Raw genomic sequence first — 12891 nt, forward strand, 5'->3', positions numbered from 1 at the left:
TTGTTCTCGCCTGTCAGTGATTAGTGGGTATCGTCAAGAGAAGCCGGCAAGCGGTGGAGCAGCTCGCCGATATGATGGGCATCCTCTTCGGTCACCCCTTCGAACAGCGCATTGATCCAGCGCTCATGCTCAACGGCCATGGCCCTGAAGCTTTCGCGACCAGCGCTGGTCAGGCAGACCCGCGTGGCGCGTCGGTCGCCCTCAATAGCAATACGTTCCACGGCGCCATCCTCCACCAAGCGGTCAATAATGCCGGTGACGTTGCCGTTGGAAACCCGCAGCCGCTTGGAGAGCTCGTTCATTTTCAGGCCCTCCTCAGCGGCATATAGCGCGGCCATCACATCAAAACGCGGCAGTGTAGAGTCGTGCTCGGTTCGCAGCCGTTCGCGCAGCTCGGACTCCACCTGACGGGTAACCCGCAGCATGCGCAGCCATAAGCGCAGGCGCTCCTTGCTTAAGCTTTCTGCCGTCATACTTCACCCCCTGAGATGGAAATCGCCTGGCCGTTGATTGCGCCACTGTTAGGCCCGCATAGCCATAGAGCCGTCGCGGTGACCTCTGCAGGAGTGACTAATCGCCCTGTAGGGTTGGTAGATTGAAAATGCGCGGTGGCCTGTTCGGCGGATTGGCCTGTTTTGGTCACAATATTCTCCACGCTGGCGGCCAGTAACGGCGTGTCGGTAAAACCTGGGCAGAGCGCATTAACGGTCATATCGCGAGTGGCGGTTTCAGTAGCCAGAGAACGCACCAACCCCACTACTCCATGCTTTGCCGCGCAGTAAGCACCCACATAGGCGTAACCTTTCAGGCCCGCGGTGGAGGCAACGGCGATAAGGCGCCCGCCGTCGTTCAACTGCTTCAAACCCTCACGCAGGGTCAGAAACACTCCGCTAAGGTTTACATTCAACATACGTTGCCACTGCTCGAAAGAGGTCTTGGCGAACGGCGCGCTCTCTGCCGCCCCGGCGTTGGCAATAACGATATCCACATTGCCGATCTTCTCGAAGAGCGCCACCATGGCGGCTTCGCCGGTGACATCGACCACGGCGGTACGAATGCCATCATGCTGCTCGGCAACGGCTTGAAGGGCTGCCTCGCGGCGGCCGGTAATCGTGACCTCGGCGCCCGCCTGGGCAAAGGCCAGGGCCATATCGGCACCGATACCGCTGCCGCCGCCGGTAATCACCGCCCGCTTGCCTGCCAGGCTGTTCGCTGCCGAGTTTCTTTCGGATTGGCTCATACCCAACCCTCGCCACGTTCAGCCAAGCGCTGTAGCTGATCGGCCCCTGCCCGGTAGGGTGCTGGCCACTCCACCTCACTATCACCCAACCCCGCAGCAACGTGCAGCAGCCAGTAAGGATCGGCGAGATGAGGGCGGGCGATACAGACTAAGTCGGCGCGTCCGGCCATCAGGATCGAGTTCACATGGTCGGCCTGATAGATATTGCCCACCGACATGGTGGCGATAGGCGTCTCGTTACGAATCCGGTCAGAGAAGGGCGTTTGGAACATACGCCCATAGACCGGTTTGGCCTGGGTCGAGGTTTGTCCGGCAGAGACATCGACAATATCCACCTCCGCATCGCGCAACCGTTTGGCGATCTCCACCGCATCGTCTGGGGTGATGCCTTCATCGCCGCACCAGTCGTTGGCAGAAATACGCACCGAAAGTGGCTTATGGGCAGGCCAAACGCGGCGCACGGCGTTGATCACTTCAAGCGGGTAGCGCAGCCGGTTATCCAGCGAGCCTCCGTACTCATCGTCACGATGGTTGGTTAATGGCGTGATAAACGAAGAGAGCAGGTAGCCGTGGGCGGCGTGGACCTCGATCATGTCAAAACCCGCGCGATCGGCCATCTGCGCCGCACTGACAAACTCATCGCGCACCCGATCCATATCATCGCGGTCCATTGCCTTGGGCACTTGGTTACGCGCTGACCAGGGCTGTGCTGAAGCTGCCAATATTGGCCAATTGCCATCCGTAAGCGGGGCATCCATCTCTTGCCAGCCCAACTGAGTAGAGCCCTTTGCTCCTGAATGGCCGATTTGGGCGCATAGCTTGGCCTGGGTTTCCGTGTGCACGAAATCGCAAAGACGCTTCCACGCCACTTCATGTTCGGGCGCGTACAAGCCTGGGCAGCCGGGGGTGATTCGCCCACTGGGGCTGACGCAGGTCATCTCTGTATATACCAGGCCTGCGCCGCCCTTGGCGCGTTCGGCGTAGTGGCTAAAGTGCCAATCGGTAGGGCAGCCATCGACGGCTTTGTACTGCGCCATGGGAGAGACCACCACGCGATTAACCAGCGTCATATCGCGCAGTTGATAAGGGGCAAACATCGGCGCGCGAGCACTGCCAGGGCCTGCCGCCTGGGTTTGGAACCAGCGCTCTGCACTTTCTAGCCATTGTGGATCGCGTACCCGCAGGTTTTCGTGACTGATGCGCTGGGAGCGGGTCAATAGCGAGTAGTTGAACTGTACCGGGTCGAGATCCAGGTAGCGCTCGATTTGCTCAAACCACTCGGTGGAGTTGCGCGCGGCGGACTGTAAGCGCAGCACTTCGAAGCGGCGATCCTCTTCGTAGCGAGCAACGGCAGCTGCCATGCTGCTTTCGCTGTGCAAGTAATTAGCCAGTGCAATGGCACTCTCCAGCGCGAGCTTGGAGCCGGAGCCAATTGAAAAGTGTGCGGTGGCGGCGGCGTCACCCATCAAAACTACGTTCTCATAGCTCCAGCGTTCGCAGAGTACCCGTGGAAAATTGATCCAGGCGGAGCCGCGTATATGGTTAGCATTGGTCATCAGCGCGTGGCCGTCGAGATGCTTGGCAAAGATGCGCTCGCAGACTGCAATCGACTCCTGCTGGTTCATTTCGCCAAAGCCAAACGCCTGCCAGGTGGCTTCACTGCACTCGACAATAAAGGTCGCCGTATCCCTATCAAACTGATAAGCGTGGGCCCACACCCAGCCATGCTCGGTCTTCTCGAAAATAAAGGTGAAAGCATCGTTGAAGGTTTGATGGGTACCCAGCCAAACGAACTTGCACGCTCGTACATCAATGTCGGGCTTGAAGTGATCGGCGTAGGTTTGGCGGGTGAGAGAATTAAGGCCATCGGCGGCCAAGACCAAGTCATACTCACGCCGGTACTGCTCAATGGAGGCTTCTGTAATATCGGTTTCAAAGCGCATCTCCACGCCGAGCTCGCGAGCGCGTTCCTGTAGCAGAATCAGCAGTTGGCGGCGGCCAATGCCACAAAATCCATGGCCTGTAGAGACGGTTTTGGCGCCTTTATGAACGACCGCAATGTCGTCCCAATAGGCGAAATGCTCACGAATGCGCTCTGCACTGACCGGGTCGTTGGCCGCCAGGTTGTCGAGGGTTTCGTCTGACAGCACCACGCCCCAGCCGAAGGTGTCGTCTGCACGGTTGCGCTCAATCACCACGATCTCATGGGAGGGATCGTGTAGCTTCATGCTGATAGCGAAATAGAGGCCAGCAGGCCCTCCACCCAGGCAGGCGATTCTCATTTTTATTCTCCACGGAAAACACTCTCTTTCCTGAAGATAGGAGAGGGTTCTATAAAATTCAAGTATAAATTTTTTAAGCTTAAAGTATTTTCTGTGAGTAGGCGTGCGAGCGTTTAAAGCCCTCATGCGGCTGTGCTCGCAATGGTGGCCGGAAGATGAGAGCATAAATAGACGCAGGAATATGGCAGGGGCTGCCGCTTGAGAGCGCTGGTTATCAGCCATAGAAGAAAGCGTTATGGGCAGTGAACTTTTAGTACCATGGAAACCGTACTTGCTGGGATTGACAGAGGTAGTGGGAGGCGCGACTCTAAGCCTATTATTTGATCTGAGCGTTTGATAGTAGTTATTAATAGCAGTTAAAGGTGACTTTAAGGAGAAAGCCCCATGCTCGAAGATTGCAAAAATGCCCTGGAGCGCTGGGGAGGCGTGCATTCCCTGATTGACCGCTGGCTGGATCAGCGCCGTCAGCTATTGATCAGCTTTATTGAGCTAAAAGAAGCGTGTGATGCTGAATTGGAAGCAGTGAGCAAAGCGCCTATCGATACGTTTAGTGAAAAGCTGATGGATTACATCAGCGCCGGTCACTTTGAGATTTACCCCCAGCTCTCGGAAGAGGCACGGGCCTTTAGCGACGAGGGCGCGCTCGTTATCGCGGAGAAGTTGCTCGAGCGTTTAGAAATGTCCACCGAGATGGTGTTGGAATTCGATACCGATTTTGGCTCCACGCTTAGCTGCGAGCAAAATATCGCCCGCCTACCTGCCTGGATCGACCGCTTAGCCCGGGGCCTTACCGAACGCTTCGCGCTGGAAGATCAATTGATCGCGCGCTTACACGCCGCACACAGCCCGCAGCACACCAAAGCCCCCGCTTAAGTAAGACCTTCCATTAGACAGGCGCCGCTATGCGGCGCTTTTGCTCCATGGTAATCCCGCTTCAACCCGGCACCTCTGCGCGCTGCTTTCGCGGGTGCGCTAACGCTTACGCCGCGCTACTAAATCACGCGTGCACATAACGCGGTGGGTGCCCAATACCTTATAATCGATTCACCATTCACCATTCACCATTCACCATTCACCATTCACCATTCACCATTCACCATTCACCATTCACCATTCACCATTCACCATTCACCATTCACCATTCACCATTCACCATTCACCATTCACCATTCACCCCCTACGACGAAGCTTACCCCCAATCACCAACATACACGGCGTGAGCAAGAGCGTTAGCGCGGTGGCGAAGGTGAGGCCGCCGGCTATGGCGCTCGACATCTGCGTCCACCACTGGGCGGAGGGCGCATTAAAGCCCAGGGCAGGGGTGAACAGGTCTACATTGATCCCCAGCACCATCGGCATGAGCCCCAATACCGTGGTAATCGCCGTTAACAGCACAGGGCGTAGGCGTAAACAGCCCGCTTCAAGGGCGGCTTCGCCGGGTGTCATACCCTGGCCGCGCAGTTCGTTGTAGGTATCGATCAAAACAATGTTGTTATTGACCACGATACCCGCCAGAGCAATCACGCCCATCCCCACCATGACAATGCCAAACGCCTGGCCGGTAATCAGTAGGCCCATGAGCACCCCCGCGGTGGAGAACACAATCGCCGAGAGCACCAACCCGCTTGATAAAAGCTATTGAACTGGGTGACCAGAATCAGCGCCATCAAACCGATAGCAATCAAGAAGGCACTGGCTAAGAACTGCATCGACTCCTGCTGGTCCTCCTGCTCACCCGCCACGTTGACCATTAGGCCATCAGGCAAACTGCCGCTGCTTGCGGCTAGCAGGGCAGTTAGGCGCTCATCAGCGAGATAGCCCGGTGCTAAGTCAGCCTCAATGGTAATCGCCCGGCGACCATTGATGCGATTAAGGGTGCCGACCTTCGGCGCCGGTTCCAGAGTCACAAAATTCGAGATCGGCACTTGGCCCCGCTGAGTGTTGATGGTCAAGCGCTCAAGCTGATCCAGCGAACGCCAGTTTTGCGGCAGACGCACGCGGATATCTACTTCATCGCTGACTTCCGGCGGGCGATAGCTAGCCACCTGAAGGCCGGTCGTCAGCAGTTGCACCGCGCTTCCAATGGTCGTTACATCGGTACCCATGCGCGCCGCCGCTTCGCGATCCACGTTAACCTGCCACTCCACGCCCGGAAGGCTGCGGTTATCCTCAATGTCGGTAAAGCCACTCAGCTCGCGCATTAGTTGGGTTATCTGGTTAACGCCTGCATCGGCGACGTCGGGATTCGTGGCGCTGACCTCAAGCACGATTGGCTTACCGCCGCCGGGGCCCATCTCCTGCTCCTGAAACTCCAGCGTAATGCCGGGAATATCTCCGGCGCGCTCGGCCATGTCGTCCAAAATGGCCTGGGCAGGGCGACGTTCATGCCAGTCGATAAACTGGAACTGCAGCATGCCAATCACGTCGTTGCCCATCTGCTGGTTAGGCACTGCAAAGGAGCGTGCATACAACGCTCGCACTTCACTCATGCCGGATAGTTTGGCTTCCACCCGTTGCACAATGGCGTCGGTCTCCACGGCGGAAAAGTCGCCTCGTGCGCGCACCAACACCTGGGCGCTGTCAGGCTCTACGGCTGGGAAGAAGTCGACACCGTGGTTAAAGCGCGCATAGCCGGTATACAGCAGCGCCATTAACAATACGGTCACCAGCAGTACCCAGGCAGGGTGCATAAGTAGCCTTGCCAGCAGGTGGCGATAGCCACGCCCAAAGGAAGTCGTCGCCTCATCAGGGTTAGCGTCTGTCGTCGTTGCGGTGGTACGCGTAAACAGGCGCCCAAGAGTAGGTAAGAACACCAACGCCATGGCCAGCGATGCCAGCAGGCACAAAATTACCGTGGCTGGCAGGTACTTCATAAACTGGCCGACCACGCCGGGCCAGAACAGCAGGGGAATAAAGACCGCCAACGTAGTGGCCGTAGAGGCAATCACCGGCCAGCTCATTCTTGAAGCAGCGTTGAGCCACGCCTGATGAGGCGTTTGGCCATCGCGCAGATGGCGGTCGGCAAGCTCGCTGACCACGATAGCGCCATCCACCAGCATGCCCGCCACCAGAATCAGTGCAAACAGCACCACGATATTGAGCGTAAAACCAAATGCCCATACCAGCAGAATACCGGTTAAGAAGGCACCGGGAATGGTAAGCCCCACCAGCAGCGCCATGCGCCAGCCCATCACCGCCACCACTACAATCAGCACTAGCACCACGGCGGTCAGTACGTTGTTGAGCAGCTCGGAGAGCATGTTCTTAACGGTGGTCGACTCATCCAGAATAGTGGTGAAACGCAACTGCTCGGGAAGTAAGTCATCTGCATCGGCTAAGCGGTCACGCACCGCGCCAATGGTGGCGATGATATTCGCCCCGGCGCGTTTGGAAACTTCCAGCACCACCGCTGGTTGGCCATCGATGCGGGCAAAGCCTTCGGGGTCTTTATAGGTAGGGTTGATCCAGGCCACATCGCCAAAGGTGACCACACGATCCTCATCGACCTTGACCGGCATATTCATAACATCGTCAAGGGACTCGATAATACCGGGGACTTTCAGCGCCAGGCGCCCCGCGCCGGTATCCAAACTGCCCGCTGCCACCAAGCGGTTATTGCGCGATACCTGATTAAATAGCGTGTCAAAGTCGACGCCGTAGCTTTCCAATACCAGCGGATCCACGACGATCTCCAGCAGATCTTCCCGCTCACCGGCAATATCGACTTCCAGCACATCGGCAATACCTTCGATCTCCTCCTGCAAGCGTCGGGCAATCGTCATGCGCTCACGGGTATCCAACTGCCCGGAGAGGCCAATGGTCAACACCGGAAACTCCGAGACGTTGACCTCCATCACCCGCGGCTCATCGGCCTCGGAAGGTAGTTCGCTGCGGGCAATATCCACCCGGTCACGTACATCGGTTAGCGCGGTGTCGGGATCAAAGCCGGGGTCGAATTCCAGAGTAATCGAGCCATGCCCCTCGCTGGATTGGGCGGTGAACTTGCGCAACCCTTCAATGCCACGCAGTTCCTGCTCCATGGGGCGAATCAGCAGCCGTTCGCCATCCTCGGGGCTCACCCCCTCCAGTGTCAGCGAGACATAAATCATCGGAATGGTGACGTCGGGGTTAGCTTCTTTAGGAATCATCTGCCAGGCAGTGATGCCCGCCAATAGAAGACTCACCAGTAGCAGTAATGTCGTGCGAGTGTGGGCTAGCGCCGCATTAATCAACTGGCGCATGAACGCTATCCTGTTCCGCCGGCTGTGAAATAATCGCCTCTTCAACAGGCACCGGGGTCACTGTCTCACCGATATCTACCATGCCAGCGCCCAACGTGATCAGGCGTAGCGGGTCGGGTAGGCCAGTCACGTAGGCGTGCTGCGTATCGGCACTCACCAGCTCCACGGTGGTCTGCTGTACTGTGTCGTTCTCATCCAGGTGCTTGACCGCCAGTTGGCCTTCGCTATTCAAACTCAGCAGCGCAGGCGAAAGGGTATGCACCTGGCGGGGTGGCAGCGTAATGGTCAGCTCCGCACTGCCGCCTGCTAAGCGTTTACCGGCCGGGTTATCCAGCGTGGCTTCGATATAAAAGCTGCGAGTGGCCTCTTCAGCGCGGTGACTAACAAAGGTCAGCTCACCTTCGAGGTGGTCGCCATTGAGTAGCCGCGCGGTCACCGGTAACCCCTCGCTTAAATCGCCCACTTGCTGCTGAGAAACCCAGGCCGCACCTTTCAAACGGCGGTCATCGACCAGTTGGCCCCACTCTTCACCGGGCTGTAATAGGTCGCCTAGCTCCACCTGAACGCGGTTCAGCACACCATCGAAAGGTGCGGTGGGTCGGCTGTCGTCCAACTGCTTCTGCAGTTGCGCCACGGAAGCAGCGCTGGCGCTTAGTGCGCTCTGCAGGCGCAGTAACTCGGGCTGGGAAATCAGCTCCCGCTGGCGCAGGTTGCGAGCCCCGGCATACTCCGCCTCGGCCACGGCTAGTTCATCCCGGGCCTGCTGTAGCTGCTCGGGCAGAGCGTCATTATCCAGCACCAGTAGCGTATCGCCCGCCGCAACGCGGCTACCTTGCGCGATCGGCTTCTCAGCCACAAAGCCTGCGACGTTGGCGCGCAGGGTGGTTTCGCGCTCTGCCGTCAGTTGGCCCTGGACGATTTGCTGAGGAATAAACGGCGTGCTCTGCTGCACGACAATTTCAACCCGCGAACCTGCTTCGCTGCGCGCGGGTGCGTCTGGGGGCGTGGTTTGAAAGCGCTGAAAATTACCAAAAGCGAGCCATATCACTAGCGCCAGCACCAGTAGGCTAGCCAAGGCATAAGAAACGGGATTTTTCGCATGGAGCGTCCATGTCCTTAGCAAAACAAGAAAGGAGGCCATAAAGCCGAAGATACCATAGCGCAACTCAGCCTTTTCAGCGAGTAGCAAGCCATTGAGCGGATAGCAAGTATGGTAAATGGGTTGTAGTCTCATGTCTGATTGAGTTTTTTCCCGGCTGGGCATACCATCTTTGCGTCTTGAGTTCTGTTAAGCCACTCCTCAGGCGAGAACCATCCCTAGGCGAACCAATCAAGGAGCAATGATGAAAGATCCAGTACGTATTGCGATACCGGCGGCGCCGGTCAGATCAGCTACTCTCTTATTTTCCGCATCGCCGCTGGCGACATGTTGGGGCCGGATCAGCCTGTCATTCTCCAGCTTCTGGAAATTCCCCAGGCAATGGACGCCCTGAACGGCGTGGTAATGGAAGTTAACGACTGTGCCTTCCCGTTGGTACAAGACATCGTTGCCACTGATGATCCGAACGTAGCGTTCAAAGACGCTGATTTCGCCCTGCTGGTTGGCGCACGTCCGCGTGGCCCAGGCATGGAGCGTAAAGACCTGCTGGAAGCCAACGCAGCGATCTTCTCCGTTCAAGGTAAAGCATTGAACGATCACGCCAGCCGTGATGTGAAAGTGCTGGTCGTCGGTAACCCGGCCAACACCAACGCGCTGATTGCTTCCTGCAACGCGCCGGATCTGGACGCAGGTCAGTTCACCGCCATGACGCGTTTGGATCACAACCGTGCCCTGACCCAGCTGGCACAGAAAACCGGTAAGCATGTCACTGACGTTGAAAACATGATCATCTGGGGCAACCACAGTGCCACCCAGTACCCGGATCTGGCTCAGTGCAAAGTCGACGGCAAAGCAGCGTTCGATCTGGTTGAGCGCGATTGGTACGAAAACGACTTTATCCCCACCGTGCAGCAGCGCGGCGCGGCGATCATCAAAGCACGTGGCGCTTCTTCTGCCGCTTCTGCTGCCTCTTCCGCCATCGACCATATGCACGACTGGGCGCTGGGTTCCAAAGGCATCGTCAGCATGGCAATTCCGTCTGACGGCAGCTACGGCATTGACGAAGGCATCATCTACTCCTACCCGGTACGTTGCCAGGGTGGCAAGTATGAAATCGTTCAAGGCTTCGAAATTGACGAATTCAGCCAAGAGAAGATGAAAGCCACCGAGAAAGAACTGCGCGAAGAGCGTGCAGCAGTCGAGCACCTGCTCGGCTAAACGCGCCCGCTGACGCTTTTACACTAGCGCCAGTTAACGCCAAACCCCGCAAGCTTAGCTTGTGGGGTTTTTTGTTGGGTGAGATTTAACAGCATGAAACGGTACCGAGGTTGGTGTGGGGTACCATGGCCATTTGCATAGCGTGCACACGCCCTTGGAATCCCCACCTTCATGTGTCTGCGACATTTAGTAGCGCGTGGTAAGCGAAGCGCACCCGCGAAAGCAGCGCGGAGCGGTGCCGGGATTATAAGTCCGTTCGTTAGTGACTCGAATTTTTGACAGAAAGAGTGTCAAATGGCGAGGTAAGCTATTTATTTGTAAGGGGGATTGAAATGCATGCGATTGAATTTGAGGCAGATATTCAGAATGGGGTAGTTAAAATCCCCGATGAATATGCGCATTTAAAGAACAGACATGCCCGAATCGTTGTTTTGTATGAGAATACAACGGAGGAGGAGAGCTCCTCTGTTAAGCAATTTGGAATAGATTTTACCTCTGTGAAAGCTCCGTCTCTGACAGCACATGACGGCGTCGAATACCAAAGGAATTTGCGGGATGAGTGGTAGCTATCTCCTCGATACCAATGTCTTCATTAATGCCATTGAACGTCAGTTGTGTCTGCCAGCTGCCCATTACGCCTTTTCTGTCATCACTGAGCTTGAGCTTCTGGCCTTTCCCGGTTTGCTCCCAGAGGACGAGCAGGCGATTAAGGTGATATTGGCCCAGCTAACAAGAGTGGAACTGGATCATCAGGTCAAAAACGAAACCATCAAGGTACGACGAAGTACTCAAATGAAACTGCCGGATAGTATTATCTCTGCTTCCGCATCTGTAGCAGCAGCAACGTTGGTCACAGATGACGTTAAGTTAGCAGATAAACATGCTGGCAATGTGATTTCGCTTGATACTCTCCTAAGCCGTTAAATATTTACCTGCGTGTGGCAATTATTGATACCAGGGCGCGTGTGGTGCCATTGGGCGTCGTTCCGCCGCCTCCCGCGGGTGCCTCGAAACGCTCGCTGAACTCGCTTTCTCGTTACCACGCGCTACGACAATCACTCGATTTCGGTGGCATGATAACGTGCTACGGCCATTTGCATAACGTGCACACGCCCTTGGAATCCCCACCTGCATGTGCCTGCGAGATTTAGTAGCGCGTGGTAAGCGTCAGCGCACCCGCGAAAGCAGCGCGAAGCGGTGCCGGGGTTGGTGTGGGGTACCACTGGGCGTCATCCCGCCGTCATCCTCAAGTGCCTCGGTTGCTCGTTACCACGCGCTACGAAACCTATACTCCTGACGACTCACGACTCACGACTCACGACTCACGACTCACGACTCACGACTCACGACTCACGACTCACGACTCACGACTCACGACTCACGACTCACACAACCTAATCCCGCAAACTCATAATCCGCCATTGGCGTTCTTTGGCGATTTCGCGCAGGGTGTCGTCGGGGTCTACGGCGACGGGGTGCTCGACTATTTCTAACAGCGGCAAATCATTGTGCGAGTCGCTGTAGAACCACGCGCCTTCCATGGTCAGGTCTTGATCTTCCAGCCACTTTTCTAAGCGGGTGACTTTGCCTTCGCGGTAGCTGGGAATGCCCGAAACGCGCCCCGTGTAGCGGCCCTCTTTGACCTCCGGGTTCACCGCGATTAAGTGATCGACCCCCAAACGCTCGGCAATTGGGGCGGTAATAAAGCGGTTGGTGGCGGTAATAATCAGCAGCGTGTCGCCTTTGGTGCGGTGGCGTGCCAGAAGCTCTTCGGCTTTGGGCAGAATATTGGGTTCGATCTTGCTGGCCATGAACTGCTGGTGCCATGCTGAAAGCTGTTCCGGCGAATTATCAGCCAGCGGTTTAAGCGCCATCTCCAAAAAAGCAGCCATATCCAGGGTGCCCGCGTTGTAATCAGCCATGAAGCGCTCATTGGCTTCCCGGTAGGCAACCGGGTCGACTGCCCCTTGTTCGAGTAAAAACTCGCCCCAGGCATGATCGCTGTCGATGGATAGCAGTGTATTATCCAAATCGAATATGGCCAGACTCACGGCGCTCCCCTTTTTTTAGTCAGTGGATAGTAGACAGTCGTTAGTGCTCTAAAGACGCTAGTTAGGCAAATAGCGGACGCGGATTATCGCAGAGTCGCCTCGTCATTCCCACCAACGTACGTGCTTCGCTCTACGCTGATACGCAACCATTCACCACTTAGCGTTATATTGTATTGATACACTTGTCACCCTTGTGGAAAAATGGGGACAACTGAAAATTTATTAAGGTGATGTCCGTGATCGACGCTGACGGCTTTCGCCCCAATGTTGGCATCATTATTGCCAATGGCCAGGGGCAGCTGCTTTGGGCGCGTCGGGTAGGACAAAATGCGTGGCAATTTCCCCAGGGGGGCATCAATGCAAGCGAGACGCCACAACAAGCACTTTTTCGTGAACTTTACGAAGAGATCGGCCTAACCGCCGACGATGTTGATATTGTTGCCTGCACCCGGGGCTGGCTACGCTACCGTCTGCCACGACGTATGATTCGCACACATTCGCGTCCGGTCTGTATAGGCCAGAAGCAGAAGTGGTTTTTACTTAAAATCCGTTGCCAGGAAAGCCAGATCTGTATGACGGCAACCCCAACCCCCGAGTTTGATGGGTGGCGGTGGGTGAGCTACTGGTACCCGCTAGGGCAGGTAGTGCCTTTTAAACGAGAGGTATATCGGCGCGCGTTGCGGGAGTTGTCTCCCCGCGTGCAGCGTCTGGCACAGGATGACGATTAGGGCGATTGGCCGCTGCCCAGGGTAGGGCGGCA

General features: G+C 56.5%; 9 protein-coding genes and 2 pseudogenes. 5 read left to right on the forward strand and 6 right to left on the reverse strand.

Translation table 11 applies throughout. The annotated features are described in order from the left end of the window. Positions 1-20: 20 nt before the first annotated feature. From FDY98_RS07870 to FDY98_RS07880, 3 genes are read right to left on the reverse strand one after another with little or no spacing between them, the layout of a single operon-like run. Positions 21-473 carry a MarR family winged helix-turn-helix transcriptional regulator gene (locus tag FDY98_RS07870; RefSeq protein WP_027958830.1) on the reverse strand — a complete coding sequence of 151 codons (453 nt, stop codon included), beginning with the start codon at positions 471-473 and terminating at the stop codon, positions 21-23. After that, the gene (locus tag FDY98_RS07875; protein ID WP_035538349.1) at positions 470-1240 is read right to left on the reverse strand and encodes an SDR family NAD(P)-dependent oxidoreductase; all 771 of its coding nucleotides are present in this window, start codon (positions 1238-1240) and stop codon (positions 470-472) included. Before FDY98_RS07875 ends, FDY98_RS07870 begins: the two co-directional genes overlap by 4 nt. Beyond that, a complete protein-coding gene (locus FDY98_RS07880; RefSeq protein ID WP_155705746.1) occupies positions 1237-3522 on the reverse strand; it encodes a bifunctional salicylyl-CoA 5-hydroxylase/oxidoreductase in 2286 nt (761 codons plus the stop codon). The genes FDY98_RS07875 and FDY98_RS07880 overlap by 4 nt, the downstream gene beginning before the upstream one ends. A 384-nt stretch (positions 3523-3906) precedes the next feature. On the opposite strand from FDY98_RS07880, the gene FDY98_RS07885 reads away from it, so the two are divergent. Next, the gene (locus tag FDY98_RS07885) at positions 3907-4395 is read left to right on the forward strand and encodes an Rsd/AlgQ family anti-sigma factor (RefSeq protein ID WP_009288487.1); all 489 of its coding nucleotides are present in this window, start codon (positions 3907-3909) and stop codon (positions 4393-4395) included. 297 nt (positions 4396-4692) lie between these two features. Here FDY98_RS07885 and FDY98_RS07890 read toward each other — a convergent pair. Further along, positions 4693-7763 (reverse strand): annotated as a pseudogene (locus FDY98_RS07890) (efflux RND transporter permease subunit). Continuing rightward, complete coding sequence (locus FDY98_RS07895) at positions 7747-8997, reverse strand: efflux RND transporter periplasmic adaptor subunit (protein ID WP_442907951.1); 1251 nt, start codon at positions 8995-8997, stop codon at positions 7747-7749. Before FDY98_RS07895 ends, FDY98_RS07890 begins: the two are co-directional and overlap by 17 nt. A 109-nt stretch (positions 8998-9106) precedes the next feature. Between FDY98_RS07895 and FDY98_RS07900 the strand changes: the two are divergent. The 3 genes and pseudogenes from FDY98_RS07900 to FDY98_RS07910 all read left to right on the forward strand — a co-directional run bounded on the left by FDY98_RS07900 (position 9107) and on the right by FDY98_RS07910 (position 11004). Beyond that, positions 9107-10080 (forward strand): annotated as a pseudogene (locus FDY98_RS07900) (malate dehydrogenase). Positions 10081-10412: 332 nt separating this feature from the next. Beyond that, on the forward strand, positions 10413-10646 hold the full coding sequence (locus FDY98_RS07905; RefSeq protein ID WP_155705747.1) for a hypothetical protein: 234 nt from the start codon (positions 10413-10415) through the stop codon (positions 10644-10646). Next, positions 10636-11004 carry a PIN domain-containing protein gene (locus FDY98_RS07910; protein ID WP_138800623.1) on the forward strand — a complete coding sequence of 123 codons (369 nt, stop codon included), beginning with the start codon at positions 10636-10638 and terminating at the stop codon, positions 11002-11004. The genes FDY98_RS07905 and FDY98_RS07910 overlap by 11 nt, the downstream gene beginning before the upstream one ends. Before the next feature lie 470 nt (positions 11005-11474). On the opposite strand, the gene FDY98_RS07915 is transcribed toward FDY98_RS07910, so the two are convergent. After that, on the reverse strand, positions 11475-12131 hold the full coding sequence (locus FDY98_RS07915; protein ID WP_009288657.1) for an HAD family hydrolase: 657 nt from the start codon (positions 12129-12131) through the stop codon (positions 11475-11477). A gap of 236 nt (positions 12132-12367) precedes the next feature. On the opposite strand from FDY98_RS07915, the gene rppH reads away from it, so the two are divergent. Then, positions 12368-12859, forward strand: a complete 492-nt coding sequence (rppH, locus tag FDY98_RS07920) for an RNA pyrophosphohydrolase (RefSeq protein WP_155705748.1) — start codon at positions 12368-12370, stop codon at positions 12857-12859. Positions 12860-12891: the final 32 nt, after the last annotated feature.

The sequence above is a fragment of the Halomonas sp. PA16-9 genome, assembly GCF_009728585.1.
Taxonomy (GTDB): Bacteria; Pseudomonadota; Gammaproteobacteria; order Pseudomonadales; family Halomonadaceae; genus Vreelandella; species Vreelandella titanicae.

What these genes read in the sequence shown, in the direction of transcription:
- FDY98_RS07870 (WP_027958830.1), bottom strand. Translation starts at nt 473, where the DNA reads ATGACGGCAGAAAGCTTAAGCAAGGAGCGCCTGCGCTTATGGCTGCGC.
- FDY98_RS07875 (WP_035538349.1), bottom strand. Translation starts at nt 1,240, where the DNA reads ATGAGCCAATCCGAAAGAAACTCGGCAGCGAACAGCCTGGCAGGCAAG.
- FDY98_RS07880 (WP_155705746.1), bottom strand. Translation starts at nt 3,522, where the DNA reads ATGAGAATCGCCTGCCTGGGTGGAGGGCCTGCTGGCCTCTATTTCGCT.
- FDY98_RS07885 (WP_009288487.1), top strand. Translation starts at nt 3,907, where the DNA reads ATGCTCGAAGATTGCAAAAATGCCCTGGAGCGCTGGGGAGGCGTGCAT.
- FDY98_RS07895 (WP_442907951.1), bottom strand. Translation starts at nt 8,997, where the DNA reads ATGAGACTACAACCCATTTACCATACTTGCTATCCGCTCAATGGCTTG.
- FDY98_RS07905 (WP_155705747.1), top strand. Translation starts at nt 10,413, where the DNA reads ATGCATGCGATTGAATTTGAGGCAGATATTCAGAATGGGGTAGTTAAA.
- FDY98_RS07910 (WP_138800623.1), top strand. Translation starts at nt 10,636, where the DNA reads ATGAGTGGTAGCTATCTCCTCGATACCAATGTCTTCATTAATGCCATT.